This window comes from Pseudogemmatithrix spongiicola (assembly GCF_030623445.1).
Taxonomy (GTDB): Bacteria; Gemmatimonadota; Gemmatimonadetes; order Gemmatimonadales; family Gemmatimonadaceae; genus Pseudogemmatithrix; species Pseudogemmatithrix spongiicola.
In genome coordinates this window covers 3,143,385-3,162,095 of sequence record NZ_CP130613.1, presented here as the reverse complement: position 1 = coordinate 3,162,095, position 18,711 = coordinate 3,143,385, and the positions used below count along the sequence as shown (strand labels likewise).

The 18,711-nt window shown below is 68.8% G+C and carries 16 protein-coding genes; 5 read left to right on the top strand and 11 right to left on the bottom strand.

The window, feature by feature from the left end:
- The first annotated feature begins 14 nt into the window (after positions 1-14).
- Positions 15-2,684, top strand: coding sequence for a protein kinase domain-containing protein (locus Strain318_RS14475; protein ID WP_367886392.1), 2,670 nt, complete (start codon positions 15-17; stop codon positions 2,682-2,684).
- Between the two features lie 85 nt (positions 2,685-2,769).
- The gene (locus tag Strain318_RS14470; RefSeq protein WP_367886306.1) at positions 2,770-3,711 is read left to right on the top strand and encodes an IS481 family transposase; all 942 of its coding nucleotides are present in this window, start codon (positions 2,770-2,772) and stop codon (positions 3,709-3,711) included.
- A 19-nt stretch (positions 3,712-3,730) separates the two neighbouring features.
- Here Strain318_RS14470 and Strain318_RS14465 read toward each other — a convergent pair whose 3' ends face one another.
- The 3 genes from Strain318_RS14465 to Strain318_RS14455 form a co-directional block, all read right to left on the bottom strand.
- On the bottom strand, positions 3,731-4,651 hold the full coding sequence (locus Strain318_RS14465) for an IS481 family transposase (protein ID WP_367885738.1): 921 nt from the start codon (positions 4,649-4,651) through the stop codon (positions 3,731-3,733).
- A gap of 878 nt (positions 4,652-5,529) precedes the next feature.
- Positions 5,530-5,850 (bottom strand): type II toxin-antitoxin system RelE/ParE family toxin, encoded by a 321-nt coding sequence (locus Strain318_RS14460; protein WP_367885719.1) that lies wholly within the window; start codon positions 5,848-5,850, stop codon positions 5,530-5,532.
- 8 nt (positions 5,851-5,858) lie between these two features.
- The gene (locus Strain318_RS14455; protein ID WP_367885718.1) at positions 5,859-6,095 is read right to left on the bottom strand and encodes an addiction module protein; all 237 of its coding nucleotides are present in this window, start codon (positions 6,093-6,095) and stop codon (positions 5,859-5,861) included.
- 315 nt (positions 6,096-6,410) lie between these two features.
- Between Strain318_RS14455 and Strain318_RS14450 the strand changes: the two genes are divergently transcribed.
- Positions 6,411-7,367 carry an IS30 family transposase gene (locus tag Strain318_RS14450; RefSeq protein ID WP_367886391.1) on the top strand — a complete coding sequence of 319 codons (957 nt, stop codon included), beginning with the start codon at positions 6,411-6,413 and terminating at the stop codon, positions 7,365-7,367.
- 368 nt (positions 7,368-7,735) lie between these two features.
- On the opposite strand, the gene Strain318_RS14445 is transcribed toward Strain318_RS14450, so the two are convergent.
- From Strain318_RS14445 to Strain318_RS14435, 3 genes are all read right to left on the bottom strand, one after another.
- On the bottom strand, positions 7,736-8,656 hold the full coding sequence (locus tag Strain318_RS14445) for an IS481 family transposase (RefSeq protein ID WP_367885752.1): 921 nt from the start codon (positions 8,654-8,656) through the stop codon (positions 7,736-7,738).
- A 152-nt stretch (positions 8,657-8,808) separates the two neighbouring features.
- The gene (locus tag Strain318_RS14440; protein WP_367886390.1) at positions 8,809-9,255 is read right to left on the bottom strand and encodes a hypothetical protein; all 447 of its coding nucleotides are present in this window, start codon (positions 9,253-9,255) and stop codon (positions 8,809-8,811) included.
- A gap of 52 nt (positions 9,256-9,307) precedes the next feature.
- The gene (locus Strain318_RS14435) at positions 9,308-10,468 is read right to left on the bottom strand and encodes an IS30 family transposase (protein WP_437436301.1); all 1,161 of its coding nucleotides are present in this window, start codon (positions 10,466-10,468) and stop codon (positions 9,308-9,310) included.
- 218 nt (positions 10,469-10,686) lie between these two features.
- On the opposite strand from Strain318_RS14435, the gene Strain318_RS14430 reads away from it, so the two are divergent.
- Both Strain318_RS14430 and Strain318_RS14425 read left to right on the top strand, forming a co-directional pair.
- Positions 10,687-11,724: an IS110 family RNA-guided transposase gene (locus Strain318_RS14430; protein ID WP_367885697.1), complete on the top strand. Its 1,038-nt coding sequence runs from the start codon at positions 10,687-10,689 to the stop codon at positions 11,722-11,724.
- 2,121 nt (positions 11,725-13,845) lie between these two features.
- Positions 13,846-14,883 carry an IS110 family RNA-guided transposase gene (locus tag Strain318_RS14425; protein WP_367885697.1) on the top strand — a complete coding sequence of 346 codons (1,038 nt, stop codon included), beginning with the start codon at positions 13,846-13,848 and terminating at the stop codon, positions 14,881-14,883.
- Positions 14,884-15,211: 328 nt separating this feature from the next.
- Here Strain318_RS14425 and Strain318_RS14420 read toward each other — a convergent pair whose 3' ends face one another.
- From Strain318_RS14420 to Strain318_RS14400, 5 genes are all read right to left on the bottom strand, one after another.
- A complete protein-coding gene (locus tag Strain318_RS14420) occupies positions 15,212-15,733 on the bottom strand; it encodes a DUF7684 family protein (protein WP_367886379.1) in 522 nt (173 codons plus the stop codon).
- Between the two features lie 123 nt (positions 15,734-15,856).
- The gene (locus Strain318_RS14415; RefSeq protein ID WP_367886388.1) at positions 15,857-16,693 is read right to left on the bottom strand and encodes a hypothetical protein; all 837 of its coding nucleotides are present in this window, start codon (positions 16,691-16,693) and stop codon (positions 15,857-15,859) included.
- An 87-nt stretch (positions 16,694-16,780) separates the two neighbouring features.
- Entirely contained in the window at positions 16,781-17,080 is a 300-nt protein-coding gene (locus Strain318_RS14410; RefSeq protein WP_367886387.1) for a type II toxin-antitoxin system RelE/ParE family toxin, read from the bottom strand.
- Positions 17,081-17,299, bottom strand: coding sequence for an addiction module protein (locus tag Strain318_RS14405; protein WP_367886386.1), 219 nt, complete (start codon positions 17,297-17,299; stop codon positions 17,081-17,083).
- Between the two features lie 57 nt (positions 17,300-17,356).
- On the bottom strand, positions 17,357-18,517 hold the full coding sequence (locus Strain318_RS14400; RefSeq protein WP_437436301.1) for an IS30 family transposase: 1,161 nt from the start codon (positions 18,515-18,517) through the stop codon (positions 17,357-17,359).
- Positions 18,518-18,711: the final 194 nt, after the last annotated feature.

The following is an 18,711-nucleotide window of genomic DNA, read 5'->3' as shown; positions in this document are numbered from 1 at the left end:
GGATGTTTGTCGCGATGAGTTCCCTCCTTACCCGCCTGCAGGACGCCCTCGGCCCCGGTTTTGAGGTCGAGCGCGAACTCGGCGGCGGCGGCATGTCGCACACCTTCGTGGCGCTCGAGACGGCGCTCGGGCGACGGATCGTGGTCAAGCTGCTGCCGTCGTGGATGGGCACGCCGGTCTCCGTGGAGCGCTTCCGCCGCGAGATCCAGTTCGCAGCGCGGCTGGCGCATCCACACATCGTGCCGCTGCTCAGCGTCGGCGAGGTCGACGGCCTGCCGTTCTACACGATGCCCTTCGTCAAGGGCGAATCGCTGCGTGCCACGCTGACCCGCGAGAAGCGACTGCCGTTCAGCGACACGGTGCGGGTGCTACGCGACGTCGCTGCCGCACTCGCCCACGCGCACGCCGAAGGCGTGGTGCATCGGGACATCAAGCCCGACAACGTCATCGTCTCGGGCGGCGTCGCCGTCGTGACGGACTTCGGCGTCGCGAAGGCCCGCGATAACGCCGCGGTGCCTTCGAACGGCGATCAAGGGCCTGCGTGGGTGACGTCGGTTGGCATGGCGCTGGGCACCTTCGCGTACATGAGTCCCGAGCAGGCCACCGGGGCACCGGACCTCGACCATCGCGCCGATCTCTACTCGTTCGGTTGCATGGCCTACGAGCTGCTCAGCGGGCACGTCCCGTTCGCGCCGAACAACCTGCAGAAGGTGCTCGAGGCACATGTCCACCAGCCGCCGGTGCCGATCGAAACGCTGCGCGAGGACGTGCCGGCCGCACTCGCCGAGCTGGTGATGCGCTGCCTGGAGAAGAAGCCGGCGGATCGGCCGCAGAACGCCGACGAGGTGCTCGCGGCGCTCGATGAGATGACCACGCCGACGGGCGCGATGCCCGTGCTCCGCCCCGCATCGAGCGGTCGGCGATGGCTGTGGGTGGGCGCGATCGCTGCGCTCGCCGCCGTCGGTGCGGTATACGCACTCACGAAAGGCGCGGACGGCGGAACGGCCCCCTTCGTCTTGGGTGCCACGGTGCAGGTCAGCGCCGAGCCGGAGCTTGAGCTCGATGCGGCGATCTCGCCGGATGGGCGCTTCGTGGCGTATGCCGCGGGGGTGTTCGGGCGCCTGCGCATCTATGTGCGCCAAGTGGAAGGCGGTGGACGCGTGGCGCTGTCCGACGCGCTGCCGGGCAGCCATCGCGGGCCGGCGTGGTCGCCGGACGGCGCGCGCCTCGCGTTCACGGGCCCCGACGGCATCTACGTCGTGTCCGCGCTCGGTGGCGCGATCGATCGGGCGGTCGCCGAGCCGGGCCGTACGCTGATCACGCCGGCGTGGTCACCGGACGGCAATGCGCTGGTCTACGCCGACGAGCGCGGCATCTGGACGCGTGCCGTATCCGGCGGCGAGCCTCAGCAGTTGGTGGCCGCGCGCGCCGCGCACTCGCCGGTGTTCTCGCCGGACGGGCGCTGGGTAGCATACGTGGACGAGAATGCCACGTACATCGGCGACGTCGGCAACATCGCACCGAGCGCGATTGCCATCGTGCCGGCGGCGGGCGGTGAATCGCGTCAGCTGACGGCGGCGACGCACATGCATGCGAGTCCGCGCTGGACTCCCGACGGGCGCAGCCTCCTGTTGGTGGCCGACCTCGGCGGCGTGCGGGACATCTACCAGCTCGCGCTCACTCCGGACCTCACGCCGCAAGGCGAACCGACGCGGCTCAGCACCGGACTCGGCGCGTACTCAGTCAGCCTCACGGCCGACGCGTCGCGCATGGCGTACAGCATCCTCCGTCTCCGCTCGAACGTCTGGGTCGCGCCACTCTCGCGCGACGGCCCGACGCCGTCCAGCGCCGCGCGGCAGTTCACGACCGGCGCGCAGGTCATCGAGGCGATGGATGTCTCGGACGACGGCCGCTGGCTGCTCTACGATTCGAACCGACTCGGCAACCAAGACATCTTCAAGCAGTCGCTCGAGGGGGGCGAACCCGTACCGCTCACGCGCGAGTCCGCCGACGACTTCGGCCCGACGTTCTCGCCGGATGGTCGCGAGATTGCCTTCTACTCCGTGCGCAACGGGACGCGCGACCTGTTCGTGATGGATGCCGATGGCCGCAACCTCCGGCAGGTCACGGCGGGCGATGGCCAGGATTACTTCCCGGACTGGGCGCCCGATGGGCAGCAGCTCGCGTTCTCGGGGACGGCTCCGCAGGCGGCGCGCGAGGTGTTCACCGTTGCGCGCAATGCGGACGGCCTCTGGGGTGAACCCGTGCAACGCACGTTCAGCGGCACGCGCACGGCGGCGTACCAGCGCTGGTCGCCCGACGGGCGATGGATCGCTTGGGCGGATCGCGATGGCGTTGCGCTGCTCGATCTGAGCGTGCCGTCCACGCCGGATGGGGTCGGCCTGCGCATCGTCGGCGGGCGCGGCGAAGGTGCCGTGCGCAGCGTGGCGTGGGGGCGCGGGGCGCAGGAGGTCTATTACCTCACGGCCGATCCGACGCGCGGGAACGCGATCCGCGCCGTGTCCGTGGGCGGCGGTGCGTCGCGCCTGGTGATGCGCCTGGATGGCGCGGGGTGGGTGCAGCGCATCCAGCGCTTTGCTGTCGACGATCGTCGGGTGTTCTTCTCGTTGGCGGACGACGAGGCGGATGTCTGGGTGATGGCGCTGGAGCGCGGGCCGCGCTAGGTGTCGGTTCTAAAGAGGTTGTTCACTGAGGCATAACTGAGGAAGCTGGAGGTGCGAGCCACCCAACCTTCAGCCAGAGGCCTCAGTGAACATCCACAACAATGCGCGATTGACCGCCTGGGGGCGAGCCGAGCTCGTCCGCCGGGTGGTCCTCGACGGCGAGCCGGTGCGCGCCGTCGCCGCGGCCCTCCACATCAGCCCGAGCACGGCTTACAAGTGGCTGCGCCGCTTCGCGGCCGGGGGCTGGGCGGCGCTGGCCGACCGCTCCTCGCGCCCGCATCGCTCGCCGACCGCCACGCGGCCGGCGCTCATCGAGCGGATTCTCCGCCTGCGCGCGACGCGGCTCACCGGGCCGGAGATCGCGGAGCGGCTCGGGCTCGCGGTCTCGACCGTGGGCCGGGTCCTCACGCGCGCGGGCCAGGGCCGGCTGAAGGGCCCGGGGGCGACGGGCGGGCCGCGCTACCAGCGCGAGACGCCCGGCGAGCTCGTGCATGTCGACACGAAGGCCCTCGATCGCTTCGTCACGGCGGGCCATCGCGCGCACGGCAACCGCTCGAAGGTCGGCCGCCGTCGGGGGCTCGGGCAGGACCATCTCCACGTCGCGGTCGACGACGCGACGCGGCTCGCGTACGCGGCGCTGCTGCCGACACAGGACGCGGCGGCGTGCACCCGCTTCCTCGAGGCGGCGCGCCGCTGGTTTGCGCAGCTGGGCATCGCCGTCACCGGTGTGATGACCGACAACGCCAAGGCGTACACGAGCCACGCGGTGCAGGCCGCGCTGGCCGCGCACGGGATCCGGCACCTGCGCACCAAGCCCTACCGCCCGCAGACGAACGGCAAGGCGGAGCGCTTCATCCAGACCGCGCTCCGCCGCTGGGCCTACAAGAAGCCATACCGGACCTCGGCGCACCGCAACGCGGCGCTGCCCGACTTCCTAGATTGCTACAACGTCGAACGGCCGCACCGGTCGCTCGGCCGCGTCCCGCCGCTGCTCCACTTCCTCATGCAGCGTGAACAACGTCCTTAGAACCGACAGCTGTAATGACCTAGCACGTTGTTGACAGGTAGAGGGCGAGTCGCTGGGCCGGGGTGCGATCGCCGAGCGCGCTGTGGCGGCGCTCGGTGTTGTAGAAGGAGAGATAGTGCGGGAGCGCGCGGGTCCGCCAGCCGGAGCGGCCGTACGGGCGTTCATAGGCCCACTCCGCGAGCAGCGTGCGGATGAAGCGCTCCGCCTTGCCGTTCGTCTGCGGCCGATACGGGCGCGTGAAGCGCTGGCCGACGCCGAGCGTGAGCGCCTGCTCCGCGAAGGGGAGCGCGCGGTAGCAGCTGCCGTTGTCGGTGAGGATGCGCTCGACGACGATGCCGAGCGCCGCGTACCAGGCGACCGCGCGCGCGAGGAAGGCCGCCGCGGTCGGTGCCGTCTCGTCAGGCAAGACCTCGACGTACGCGATGCGCGTGTGGTCGTCGATGGCGACGTGCACGAACTCCCAGCCGCGTCCGCGCGTGCGGCGGGTGCGGTCCCCGTGGATGCGGTGCCCGACGACGCCGATGCGCCCGAGCTTCTTGACGTCGAGGTGCACGAGCTCGCCGGGCCGCGCCCGTTCGTAGCGCACGAGGCGCCGCGGGGGCTCGACACGCGGCAGGCGCCCGAGCCCCAGGCGGCGCAGCTCGCGGCCGACGCTCGAGAGTGGCAGGCCCGTGTGCTGCGCGATGCGGCGGCTCGACCACCGCTGCCGCCGCCGCTTGAGGATCTGCCGGCGGTAGCGGCGCTTCAGGCGCGTCGGCGAGTGATGCGGCCGCGACGAGCGCGTCTCGACCTCCGCGCGGCGGCGCAGCCACTTGTAGATGGTCTGCCGCGACACACCGAAGGCGCGGGCGACCTGGGCGACGGGCGTACCGGCCCACACGCGGCGGCAGGCCTCCCGTCGCGCGTACGGGGTGAGTCGTGCATTCTTGTGGGTGTTCACAGGGCCTCTGGCGTTGCCGGTTGCGTGTCTCGACAACCCCAGCTTGGTGAGGCTACGCCCTGTGAACAACCTCCTGAGCAATAAGACCTAGGAGCTCAGAATCGGCTTCGAAGGCGAGAGCGGCATCAAACTCTGTCGCCGTCACGCGCAGGCTAGGGTCGAGCCGGCTGTTCAGCCTCTCCGACAAATGGAGCAGCCGCGGCGTCAGGTCTTCACCGTGGAAGGCAGGTCGCGACTTAATCAGCCGAGCGAGATGAAGGACTGCATCTCGGCTGTCGCGAGGTGGAGCCTCGGCAAGCGCGGCAACTTCGGAGTGCCGGCGCGGCGCCCTTACAAAACGAGAATGTTGAGTTGTTGCAGGCTCGGCCACGATGCGATGATGGATGTCAACCTAACGTGTGCTTCTGCTGTGGACGCTTCAATAGAATGCGGGGGTGGGGCGGTCGCCAGACCGCACCGTCCCCGCTCGCCCCGGGGCGACCGCCCCAGCCCCGCTACCGCACCCGCGACCATCAGCAGCAAGCGACGTTACTGCGCAGACGCCGGCTGAAACGCACGGTCGGTATTGGCATCGCGGCTCCCCGCTCGATCCTAAGGGAACGTCGAGCGTCCCCTATTGTCCGCGGCGTCCCGACTTCGCGCTCGTGGCCTGCGGCTTCACCGCTTGCCGATCGAGCGGGCGGGAGCGCGCCAGCGGTCCGGTGCCAGCGGGCGGGGTAGGGCCACCGCGCGCGGCGCTTCCGAACTTCGGAACAACGGTCCGTCGTTTCTTTGCCATTAGGTAGTCGCAGTAACGTGAGCTTCTGCTGCGGACACTCCAATAGAACGCGCGGGCGCAGCCCGCGCTACCGAAAAGTGGCCGTCGGCAGCAAGCGTCGTTATACCGGCCCCGTCGGTGCCGAGAGCCGTTTGTGCCAGTAGTCGGGCTCGCGCCGGCCGTGCGCGACGGCCACGATGAACAAGGTGTCGTCCACTACGAGATAGGCGAGGGCGTACGGGAACGTGCGGGGGAAGAGCCGACGAACCCCTGGCACGGAGTAGGGCGATCCCATCTGGGGGAACGCGCGCGCGAGCTCGACCAGCTCGCGCACCTCTCGGGCCATCGCGCGCCCCAGCCCGTCGCGCTCTGCCTCGTACTCAGCGACCGCGGCGCGGAACTCGATTCGGGCTTCGGGATGGAAAACGACCGACCGCAGCACGGCCGGGCTTATCGGTCGAGTACTTCCGCGAATACTTGCTCCGCGGGGATGCCGGCCACGGTCCCGCTGCGCAACTCGTCCACGCGGCGCGCGATCTCTGCTTCCCAAGCGGCCTCGACCTCGGCAGGCGAGGCCGCGGCCTCTTCCGCGTGGAGGCTCGCGAGCAGCACCTGTGCCAGCCGCGCACGGTCGGCCTTCGGCAGGTGCAGGAGTTCGCGTTCTAGGGTATCGGGGGAGCGCACCATAGGTCTCGTCCGGTGTCGAGGCGTCGAATCAAGATAGCCCAATAGCTGTCCGCTTGCACGGCTCGGTATAACGTGTGCTTCTGCTGTGGACGCTTCAATAGAATGCGGGGGTGGGGCGGTCGCCAGACCGCACCGTCCCCGCTCGCCCGAGGGCGACCGCCCCAGCCCCGCTACCGCACCCGCGACCATCAGCAGCAAGCGACGTTACTGCGCGCGCATTCACATACTAAGTGCACAGGCTTCTGCCGTTCCCGAACTGGGTGAGGTGACCTGGGGCAGGCTAGGCTTCAATCCTCCGCCAAGAGAAAGGAAGCCATGACCTACACCCAGATCACCCACGAAGAAAGGTACGCCATTTCGGCCCTGCGGAAGCTGGGCTACTCCTGCGCCGCCATCGCACGGGAGCTCGGGCGTGCCCCCAGCACCATCAGCCGCGAGGTGCGCCGCAATGCCTGGCGCACGGATGGTCGCACGTACTGGGTCGACCGCGCCCAGTCCTACACCAACGAGCGGCGACGCGCCTCGCGCCGGAACGCGCGGATCACCGCCGAGGAATGGGCCTTCGTCGAGCACTGGATCCGCGAGGACTGGAGCCCCGAGCAAATCGTGGGGTTCCATGCGCGCTTCGGGATTCGCACGCCGAGCCACGAGTCGATCTACCGGCACATCCACGCCGACCGCGAACGCGGCGGGACGCTGTACACGCACCTGCGCGTGATGACGAAGAACCTGCGCAAGCGCTATGGCACCTACGACAGCCGCGGACGCCTTGCGGGGAAGCGGCACATCTCGACGCGGCCGGCCGGCGCCGAGAATCGCTCGCGCTTCGGGCATTGGGAAGGCGACACGGTGATGGGGAGCACGACGGACACCGCGTGCATCCTGACGCTCGTCGAGCGGAAGTCAGGCTTCATCGCGATCGGGCAGCTCGACTCACGCCAGGCGCCGGAGACGAACGCCCGCCTCCGGCAGCTCATTGAGGCGCAGCCGCGGCCGGTCCGCACGCTGACGCTCGACAACGGCACGGAGTTCCACTCCTATGAAAAGCTCGAGGCGGTCGTCGACGCGAAGTGTTACTTCGCCACGCCGCATCACTCGTGGGAGCGCGGCAGCAACGAGAACGCCAACGGATTGATCCGGCAGTACCTGCCGAAGCGTCGCTCGATGAAGGGGCTGACGCAGCGCGACTGCCAGCGCATCGCGGACAAGCTCAACCGTCGGCCACGCAAGCGACTCGGCTTCAAAACGCCGGCGGAAGTCTATGCCGCCTAACCCTCACCGGTGCACTTCAAAGTTGACTCTACAGCGCAGACGCCGGCTGAAACGCACGATCGGTATCGGCATCGCGGCTCCCCGCTCGATCCCAGGAGCGCGTCGAGCGCCGACTATTGTCCGCGGCGTCCCGACTTCGCGCTCGTGGCCTGCGGCTTCACCGCTTGCCGGTCGAGCGGGCGGGAGCGCGCCAGCGGCCCGGTGCCAGCGGGCGGGGTAGGGCCACCGCGCGCGGCGCTTCCGAACTTCGGAACAATGGTCCGTCGTTTCTTTGCCATTGGGTAGTCGCAGTAACGTGTGCTTCTGCTGCAGCCGCTCCAATAAGAAGGGTTGGGCGGGGCGTCCGCAACCAGCCTAGGTGTAGTGGCTCAGCACGTTGTTGACAGGTGCTGGGCGAGCCGCATCGCCGGGGTCGTGTTGCCGAGGGCGCTGTGCCGCCGCTCGGTGTTGTAGAAGGAGAGATAGTGCGCGAGCGCCCGGGTCCGCCAGCCTGAGCGCGCATACGCCCGGTTGTAGGCCCATTCAGTGATCAGCGTGCGGATGAAGCGCTCCGCCTTCCCGTTCGTCTGCGGCCGGTAGGGCCGCGTGAAGCGCTGGCCGATGCCGAGGGCCAGGGCCTGCTCGCCGAAGGGCAGCGCGCGGTAGCAGCTGCCGTTGTCGGTGAGCACGCGCTCGACCGTGATGCCGAGCGCCGCGTACCACGCGACCGCCCGCGCGAGGAAGCCGGCCGCGGCTTCCGCGGTCTCCTCCGGCAGCACCTCGACGTACGCGAGGCGCGTGTGGTCGTCGATCGCGACGTGCACGAACTCCCAGCCGCGGCCGTGCGTCCGCCGGGTGTAGTCACCGTGGATGCGGTGCCCCACGCGCGAGATGCGGGCAAGCTTCTTGATGTCGAGGTGCACGAGCTCGCCGGGCCGGTCCCGCTCGTAGCGGACGATGCGCCGCGGCCCGTCGACGCGCGGCAGGCGGCCCAGGCCGAGGCGGCGCAGCTCGCGGCCGACGGTCGAGAGCGGGATGCCGTAGTGCTGGGCGATGCGGCGGCTGGACCAGCGCTGGCCGCGGCGCTTGCGGATCTGCCGCCGCCAGCGGCGCGGGATCCGCGTCGGCGACCGGTGCGGGCGCGACGACCGGGTCTCGACGTCGTGGGGGCGCTCGAGCCACGCGTAGATCGTCTGGCGGGAGACCGCGAGGTCGCGGGCGACCTGCGCCACCTTCGCGCCGGCGGCGACGCGGCGGCAGGCCTCCCGTCGCAGATAGGGCGTCAGGCGTGCATTCTTGTGGGTGTTCATGGGGCCTCTGGCGTTGCCGGTTGAGTGGACTCGACAACCCCAGCTTGGTGAGGCTACGCCCTGTGAACAACCTCCTGAGTCACTACACCTAGGCCATCCCGGACGCCCCGCCCAACCCAATCCGCACCTGCGGCTGTCGGCAGCAAGCGGCGTTATGGCGCGACGCGCAGGAACCTGAAGATGGCCGGGTCGACGTCGACGATCAGCCCGTCGGCCACGGCGGTGAGTGGGTAGCGGGCCACGCAGTCTTGGACGCCCGTGCATTGATCTACGAAGTCAAGCCACGTGGTGCCGTTGCGGTGCGCGACGCGGACGACGATTGATTGCGTGGCGAGCGGAAGGGGCGCTGCGCCGGCCGGCGTCGTGTCACGTACGCTAGTCCACGTGCCGCGGCCGTCGACGCCGAGTTGCAGGGTGTCGGCAACCACGACGAAGTTCGGCGCGAGCGTTCTCGGCGGCGCGACGTCGTTGAGCGCGACCATCGCGTAGAGACCCGCGAGCGGCCGCGGGGAGAACGGCTCCGTGCAAGCGAGGCCCGCCAGCCCAGCGAGGGACAACAGGGCGCCTGCGGCGGCGCGTGACGAAGCGGAGGGGTTCATGTTGTGAGAATCCTCGAGGTTTCATCTGAGCTGTCACCAACGTCCGATGAATTCAAGCAATCAATGCAACAGCTTCGTCGAAGACTTCTGCCGGGGTGCGGAAGTCGAGCGTCTTGCGGGGCCGTCCATTGAGCTGAGCCGCGACGGCATCGAGCTGCCGCTGCGTAACGTTGGCGAGGCTCGTGCCCGTGGGGAAGTACTGCCGCAGGAGGCCGTTCGTGTTCTCGTTGGTGCCGCGCTGCCACGGACTGTACGGATCGCAGAAGTAGACCTGCACGCCGGTGGCGACGGTGAAGCGCTGGTGGTGCGCGAGTTCCTTGCCGCGGTCCCAGGTGAGCGAGCGCGCGACGTGCGCCGGCAGCCGCCGGATCTGGCGGATGAGCGCGGGCACGACGCGGCCCGGCTCCTTGCTCTCGACCTTCACGAGGATCGTGAAGCGCGACGTGCGCTCCACGAGCGTGGCGATGTGCGTGTTGCCGCCGCCGGCGAGGAGGTCGCCCTCCCAGTGGCCGGGCACGGCGCGGTCCTCGACCTCGGCCGGGCGCGCGCTGATGGGAATGGCATCGACGATCTGCCCGCGCCCCTGGCCCTTGCGCGTCGAGGCGCGGGCGCGCCGCACCACGCGTCCCGTGCGCAGGTGCCTCAGCAGTTCCTTCTTGAGCACGCCGCGCGCCTGGACGTACAGCGAGCGGTAGATCGTCTCGTGCGACACGTGCAACTCCGGCTCGTGCGGGTAGGTGCGGCGGAGCCACGCGCTGATCTGCTCCGGTGACCAGCGCAGCTTCAGCTTCGCTGCAATGAGATAGCGCAGGCGCGGCCGGGACGCGAGGCGGCAGGCCTTCGGCCGACGCGCGGACTTCCACGCGACCGCGTCGGCGCGGACGGCCCGATACTTCGTCGGGCCCCCATGACGTGCGACCTCACGACTGATGGTCGATGCGGCACGGCCCAGGGCGCGGCCGATCGCTCGGTAGGATTCGCCGGCGGCGAGCCCGCGCGAGATGCGCTCCCGTTCGTCGAGCGACAGCGCCAACGCCGATCGTGCACGCAGGCGCGGCGAGATGCCCCCTTGCTTGCGAATCACGCCGTGAAGTGCGCCGGGATCCTTGGCGAGGTCGCGGGCGATCTCGCGGACCGAGTCACCGGCGCGATAGCGCGCCCAGAGTTCAGCGCGCTGCTGCCACGTGTAGCCGTGCGGGCTGGGGATGAACATCGCGACAACCTCCATATAGAAGGAACTATGGAAGGTGTTGCATCGACCCTCTGAATCCAGTCGCCATAACGTGTGCTTCTGCTGCGAGCGCTCCCATAGTTGGTATGAAGCGGCGGCTGGACCTCCGCCCATCGCGGGGTGCAAGGTTCTGCCCCATACCATCTACCGTGCTCACCGTCTCGCGACGGGGCACACTGCGGAGGCCAGCCGCCATGGATATGATAGGGATTGATCTCCACAAGCGCGAGAGCCAACTCTGCATCCTCGACGCGGAGGGGCACGCGACGGAGCGGCGCATCGTCACGAGCCGTGACCGCTTCACGGCGGTGCTGGGGTCGCGTCCGCCCGCGCGGATCCTCGTCGAGGCGTCGACCGAGAGCGAATGGGTCGCGTGTCACCTGGAGGCGCTCGGCCACGCGGTGATTGTCGCCGACCCGAACTTCGCGCCGATGTACGCCACGCGGAGTCGGCGCGTGAAGACGGACAGGCGCGATGCGCGCACCCTCGCCGACGCGCTCCGGCTCGGCGCCTATCGGCCAGCGCACCGCGTGTCGGCCGCGCGCCGCCACGTGCGCGCCGAGCTGGCGGTGCGCGAGGCGCTGGTCCGCACGCGCACGCGGTGCATCGCGCTCGCCAAGGCGCTCGTGCGCCGCGACGGCCTGCGCGTGCCGAGCAGCACGGCCGCGAACTTCGTCGAGCGACTCACGGCGCTCCCCCTCGGGTCGACGCTGGCGGCCGAGCTCGCGCCGTTGATCGCGGTCCTCGGCCCGCTGAACGTCCAGATCGAGGCCGCGGACGCGCGCATCGCGGCACTGGGGCGCACGGACCCGATCGTGGCGCTGCTGCAGACGGCCCCCTCCATCGGGCCGGTGACCTCGAGCGGCCTCGTCGCGATTGCGGATGACGTCGGCCGGTTCCCGTCGGCGCACCAGTTCGAGGCCTTCCTCGGGCTGGTGCCCGGGGAGCGGAGCTCAGGCGAGAAGCGCCGGGTCGGGCACATCACGAAGGCGGGCAACCGCCGCGCGCGCTATCTCCTGGTCGAGGCGGCGTGGCGCATCCTCCGCTCGAAGGCGGCCGACACCGCGGTGCTGCGCGCGTGGGCGCAGCGCATCCTGCATCGGCGGGGCAAGAAGATCGCGGCGGTCGCGCTGGCGCGGCGGCTCGCGGGCATCCTGTATGCGATGTGGCGGGATCAGCGGGCGTATGACGCGGGCCAGCTGCGGATGCCGCCGAGCGAGCCGGTGCACGCCGCGTAAGCACCGCGGGCATGCAGGACCTGCGTAGGATCGAGATGACTGAATCGGGCGTGGTGAGCGCGACGCATTTTATGGCCGCTGGTGAGAGCCGACCCATAGTTGGCGCCACCACTCCTTCGCAGACCCCAATGCGCCGAGGCCGCGGGCCTCACGAGTGAGCGCGAACAGAAGGATGAGCAGCACCTCGAGCCGCGCGGGCACAATCGAGAGTTGCAACAGCGTCAGCACATCTGGGGCTTGACGCGGGCCGCCGCTTCACAGAAAAATGCGGTTGTGGGGCCTCGGCGAACCTTTCGAGAAGATGGAGCCGAGGCCCCACAACCGCCACCACACCCGCGCTCGTCGGCAGCAAGCGTCGTTATGCCGCAAGTCGCGACCGCTAGTCGCCCAAAATGCATCAACTCTCGGGGAGCGCTTGGAATCGAAAGAGAACCACAGTCTCTACATCATCGGCATCGCGGGCGACGCCAATCAAGTAGCCACGGCCGATCTCCAGTGGTCTCAGTGAACGCGGCGCTACTACCCGCGCTACTTGGCGGCCTGAGGACGAGATGACTAGCCACGTCGCGTATGGAGAGAGATAGTTGTCGAATGTCCGTACCCATATGCGATTCTCTGAGTCCGCGGCTATTTCAGCAATCATTGGCAAATCGCGCGCCGGCCCAAGTTCAGCCAAAACTGAGTCGAGAATCAACCTTGTGCGCTGCAACGGCTCGCGTGCTTTTCGCTCGCTCACACTTCTATTCCAGTGCGCGCGCGACGCTTCAACACGACGGAGACCCAGCACGAGTGTAGAGGTGGGGACTCCATCGAGATCGAGAACTCGAATCGAATCTGATCCACTCTCGACGACGAATATGCGTGAAGATCCCACGGCAGCTAGGGTCGTTGGCCGGAGAGGAACATCTGCGTACGCACCCGGCATTCGCCGAGAGAAATAGAAAATGCGGCCTTGGCCAGAGGCGAGCGTGTCTAGGTCGCGGCCATGGACTGCGCGCACCACCGCAGTTGGCTCGTTCGCGAAGCGGCCGGGAGGGAGTGCAGTGGCTGGTCCTTCAAGCACGAATAGCATCGTGTCCGGATGGATACATGCCAGTGGTTGCTGAAAACTGAGCCGCGACGAAAGTGACCGGACTATCGGCGGCTCAGCGCGTTGCGACAGCGATGTGACCGACGGGGACCCGCCATCGAATGCCAAGAGTGCCCTACCGTGAACGCAGCGCCCGAGCCACCGAAGGAAGCGAAACTCACCGGGCCCGTCGCCGTCTCGTCCAGCAATTCTCCGAAGGTCACCGTCGGCGCCGAAGAAGAGCACTCGCTGCAGTGATCCATCAGCGACAGCAACTCCGCCGTCTGGCAGGAGGGTTGCCCCAACGACCCCCGAAAGGAGTTGCGCTTCGGGGCCGTGGGGCGATCCGACAACGAGCCGAGGGGGGCCGAGAAGCGAAATCGTACGTCCCGGTCCCGGCATTCGCGAGCTGGGCCACTGTACGCTCGCGGGAATATCCTGCGCTGCGGCGAGCGTAGCCGGAACCGCTAAGCATACTGCGGCGCGTAGCGCCACGCGGCGCCAGCCAGCCGCCGCGTGCTTCGTGTGGTACGAGGCGACTGAAGTGCGCAAGTCCAGCGCGACCGTTAGGCGCGCGTCATTCCGCGCTGGGGCACACGCACTTCTTCCCGGTGACCCCTCTGCAGGACAAGAGGGGTTCAGCCGTGCACCGGCACGAAGCGGCACAGCTGCCATCAGCGCAGGCTACTTCGGCGGACACTTCGCGCGGGATGAATCGAAAACCTGAAACGCCAGCACCCAGCGATAGTGCCAAGACGAGGTACAGGAATCGAGTCTTTGAGGTGCGCATGAAATCGGCTCCAGGTTGCTGAGGGAAGCTTAAGTGCCCAGCGGATATGCTACGTCCATTCAGCAGGGACCGCAACCACAGCGGCACACCCGAGGGCTGGTGTGCCGGCATAACGTATGCTTCTGCTGCGAGCGCTTCCATAGTTGGTATGAAGCGGCGGCTGGACCTCCGCCCATCGCGGGGTGCAAGGTTCTGCCCCATACCATCTACCGTGCTCACCGTCTCGCGACGGGGCACACTGCGGAGGCCAGCCGCCATGGATATGATAGGGATTGATCTCCACAAGCGCGAGAGCCAACTCTGCATCCTCGACGCGGAGGGGCACGCGACGGAGCGGCGCATCGTCACGAGCCGTGACCGCTTCACGGCGGTGCTGGGGTCGCGTCCGCCCGCGCGGATCCTCGTCGAGGCGTCGACCGAGAGCGAATGGGTCGCGTGTCACCTGGAGGCGCTCGGCCACGCGGTGATTGTCGCCGACCCGAACTTCGCGCCGATGTACGCCACGCGGAGTCGGCGCGTGAAGACGGACAGGCGCGATGCGCGCACCCTCGCCGACGCGCTCCGGCTCGGCGCCTATCGGCCAGCGCACCGCGTGTCGGCCGCGCGCCGCCACGTGCGCGCCGAGCTGGCGGTGCGCGAGGCGCTGGTCCGCACGCGCACGCGGTGCATCGCGCTCGCCAAGGCGCTCGTGCGCCGCGACGGCCTGCGCGTGCCGAGCAGCACGGCCGCGAACTTCGTCGAGCGACTCACGGCGCTCCCCCTCGGGTCGACGCTGGCGGCCGAGCTCGCGCCGTTGATCGCGGTCCTCGGCCCGCTGAACGTCCAGATCGAGGCCGCGGACGCGCGCATCGCGGCACTGGGGCGCACGGACCCGATCGTGGCGCTGCTGCAGACGGCCCCCTCCATCGGGCCGGTGACCTCGAGCGGCCTCGTCGCGATTGCGGATGACGTCGGCCGGTTCCCGTCGGCGCACCAGTTCGAGGCCTTCCTCGGGCTGGTGCCCGGGGAGCGGAGCTCAGGCGAGAAGCGCCGGGTCGGGCACATCACGAAGGCGGGCAACCGCCGCGCGCGCTATCTCCTGGTCGAGGCGGCGTGGCGCATCCTCCGCTCGAAGGCGGCCGACACCGCGGTGCTGCGCGCGTGGGCGCAGCGCATCCTGCATCGGCGGGGCAAGAAGATCGCGGCGGTCGCGCTGGCGCGGCGGCTCGCGGGCATCCTGTATGCGATGTGGCGGGATCAGCGGGCGTATGACGCGGGCCAGCTGCGGATGCCGCCGAGCGAGCCGGTGCACGCCGCGTAAGCACCGCGGGCATGCAGGACCTGCGTAGGATCGAGATGACTGAATCGGGCGTGGTGAGCGCGACGCATTTTATGGCCGCTGGTGAGAGCCGACCCATAGTTGGCGCCACCACTCCTTCGCAGACCCCAATGCGCCGAGGCCGCGGGCCTCACGAGTGAGCGCGAACAGAAGGATGAGCAGCACCTCGAGCCGCGCGGGCACAATCGAGAGTTGCAACAGCGTCAGCACATCTGGGGCTTGACGCGGGCCGCCGCTTCACAGAAAAATGCGGTTGTGGGGCCCCAGCAGACCTTCCAAAAGATGAGGCTGGGGCCCAACAACCGCTACACTAGCTGCGCTCGTCGGCAGCAAGCGTCGTTATACCGCGTCTATAGATTGGCGCGCCGCTTTCGAGATACTCGACGAGTTCGCGATGCTCCGCTGGCATCCCGACGACCGCGAGAACGATCGCATCGGTGCCTTCCTCGAAGACGCCCGCAGGGTACGCGGCGTTAAGGGCGAACCAGGCGGCTTCGCGGAGCGAGTCGCGCTCGTGCGCCGTAGTCACGACCACACTCACGCCATCGTTGCGCGTGACCTCCGTCTCGCGGTCGATGGCCGCGAGGTCAAACGCGGTTTCGAGGCGACCACAACCCGGTCCCCAGCAGCAAGCATAGGCGACGCCACGATCGAGCGCGCGCCCAGCCCAGGCCGCAAGCGCCGCATCAGACTGCGCCGACACATCCGCCGCGACGAAGAGGACGAAGCGAGGGGAGGGCGGACGCAGTTCCTCGACCAGCGCGTCGAGGCTGGTCGCGATCGTGCTATAGGCCGGGAATGTGCTTCGAGCTGCGGGATGATGCGTCAGCATTCTATGGCCAAGGGCAACGTCGGTATAACGTGTGCTTCTGCTGCAGCCACTCCATAAGATGCGCCCGCGCAGCGGGCGCTTCAATAGCGTGGCTGACAGCAGCAAGCCTCGTTATGCTGCGCGCTACCGGGCCCGCCGGTCGATGAGGATTGATGCGTCCGCCGACGCTCGGGCGATCGCGACGACGGATCCCGAGTCCGCAATGACACAATGCAGGGTCGCGCGCGACCTCGGGTCGAACGCACAGTTTGCGTTGGCGCTCCGCCAGACGATGGCGGGAACGGAACCGCCGCGCGTGCTCTCTATCCGCGCCACATACCGGCCCGGGCCGAGCGCCCATTGCCGGTACTCTCCTTCTGCCAGCTGCACGTTCTCGCGCACGACCGGAGCCACAACCTCGATCGAAGTCCACGTATCGATGCCGCCGAAATCGAGCCGCACCCGCGCGGAACCGACGCCTCGCGGGACTGCCAGACCTGCGCGGACAGCGACGACCGACGTGTCCTCGCTCGTCGCGCTGAATCGGAGCTCAGTGACCCGTTGGCCACTCGAGTCATACGCAACTGGGTTGAGGGGGATTGGCGCTCCGCCGAGCACCATGTAGTCGGTCTGCAGCGGCGGGCCAAAGCTCAGAATCGGGCGACACTGTACGGAGAAGGCTGCGCGGAGAGCGCCGGCCCGGACGTCAACGCGCGCGTCCCCAGCGCGCAGGCATTGCAGGCGCTGATCTGCGACCTCGACAACCGCCGGACGGTCGCTGGTCGCCTGAAGCGCGATTGCGACCGGCGAGCCCTCGCTCGTCAGCGCCAGGACCGGAAGCCCGATCGCCGCAGTCCCGTTGTAGACGAACGGATCCGACAGTGGCACGAGGCGTGCCGGCGAGGAGTCGGCGCACGCGAGCGCGCCAGTTATCGCGAACGCAAAGACTGTTCGGATGCGCGATGGCGTCGGAGTCAGCATAACGTGTGCTTCTGCTGCGGACACTCCAATAGAACGCGCGGGCGCAGCCCGCGCCATCCACATCGTGGCCGTCAGCAGCAAGCTGCGTTATGGCGCCGCGCGCTCAAGCCACGTGTCGGGATGGCGATGCCCGTGAATGACACCGACCACACTGATCGAGCGCGGATAGAGCTTGTAGTACACGGCATACGGGAAGCCGACCAGCAGTAGGCGACGCAGGCGCCCGCGGACGACCGGAAAACGCTCCGGTGCTTCGGCGATGAGCGTCAGTGCTTGGTCGACGGCGTCGAGGAAGTCGCTGGCCGCCCCGGGAGAGCGGGCGCGGTACCACTCGAACGCCTCATCGATTTCGGTCCGTGCCCGGACCCGGACGATGAGAGCCGGCACCTAGCGGAGCCGGGCGCGGAGCTCGTCGCGGAGCGCGGTCCAGGGGATGCCGGCGTCCGGGTCCGCGTCGGCCTCGGCTTCACGGCGATCCAGCTCGGCAGCGAGGGCGGGGGACAGCGGGGCGGCAGCGGCCGGGTCGAGGCTGTCCCAGAGACGGCCGATGAGCGCGATACGCTCCTGCGCCGTCAGCGATTCGAGGGTTTGGGACCGGTCAACCATAGTCAAAGAATGGCGAAACTGTTCGAATGTTGCAACGCCGGCTCTGGTCGGATGAATTCAAGCAATCAATGCAACAGCTTCGTCGAAGACTTCTGCCGGGGTGCGGAAGTCGAGCGTCTTGCGGGGCCGTCCATTGAGCTGAGCCGCGACGGCATCGAGCTGCCGCTGCGTAACGTTGGCGAGGCTCGTGCCCGTGGGGAAGTACTGCCGCAGGAGGCCGTTCGTGTTCTCGTTGGTGCCGCGCTGCCACGGACTGTACGGATCGCAGAAGTAGACCTGCACGCCGGTGGCGACGGTGAAGCGCTGGTGGTGCGCGAGTTCCTTGCCGCGGTCCCAGGTGAGCGAGCGCGCGACGTGCGCCGGCAGCCGCCGGATCTGGCGGATGAGCGCGGGCACGACGCGGCCCGGCTCCTTGCTCTCGACCTTCACGAGGATCGTGAAGCGCGACGTGCGCTCCACGAGCGTGGCGATGTGCGTGTTGCCGCCGCCGGCGAGGAGGTCGCCCTCCCAGTGGCCGGGCACGGCGCGGTCCTCGACCTCGGCCGGGCGCGCGCTGATGGGAATGGCATCGACGATCTGCCCGCGCCCCTGGCCCTTGCGCGTCGAGGCGCGGGCGCGCCGCACCACGCGTCCCGTGCGCAGGTGCCTCAGCAGTTCCTTCTTGAGCACGCCGCGCGCCTGGACGTACAGCGAGCGGTAGATCGTCTCGTGCGACACGTGCAACTCCGGCTCGTGCGGGTAGGTGCGGCGGAGCCACGCGCTGATCTGCTCCGGTGACCAGCGCAGCTTCAGCTTCGCTGCAATGAGATAGCGCAGGCGCGGCCGGGACGCGAGGCGGCAGGCCTTCGGCCGACGCGCGGACTTCCACGCGACCGCGTCGGCGCGGACGGCCCGATACTTCGTCGGGCCCCCATGACGTGCGACCTCACGACTGATGGTCGATGCGGCACGGCCCAGGGCGCGGCCGATCGCTCGGTAGGATTCGCCGGCGGCGAGCCCGCGCGAGATGCGCTCCCGTTCGTCGAGCGACAGCGCCAACGCCGATCGTGCACGCAGGCGCGGCGAGATGCCCCCTTGCTTGCGAATCACGCCGTGAAGTGCGCCGGGATCCTTGGCGAGGTCGCGGGCGATCTCGCGGACCGAGTCACCGGCGCGATAGCGCGCCCAGAGTTCAGCGCGCTGCTGCCACGTGTAGCCGTGCGGGCTGGGGATGAACATCGCGACAACCTCCATATAGAAGGAACTATGGAAGGTGTTGCATCGACCCTCTGAATCCAGTCGCCATAACGTGTGCTTCTGCTGTGAACGCTTCAATAGAATGCGGGGGTGGGGCGGTCGCTAGACCGTGCCGTCCCCGCTCGCACAAGAGCGACCGCCCCAGCCCCGCTACCGCACCGCGTTCATCGGCAGCA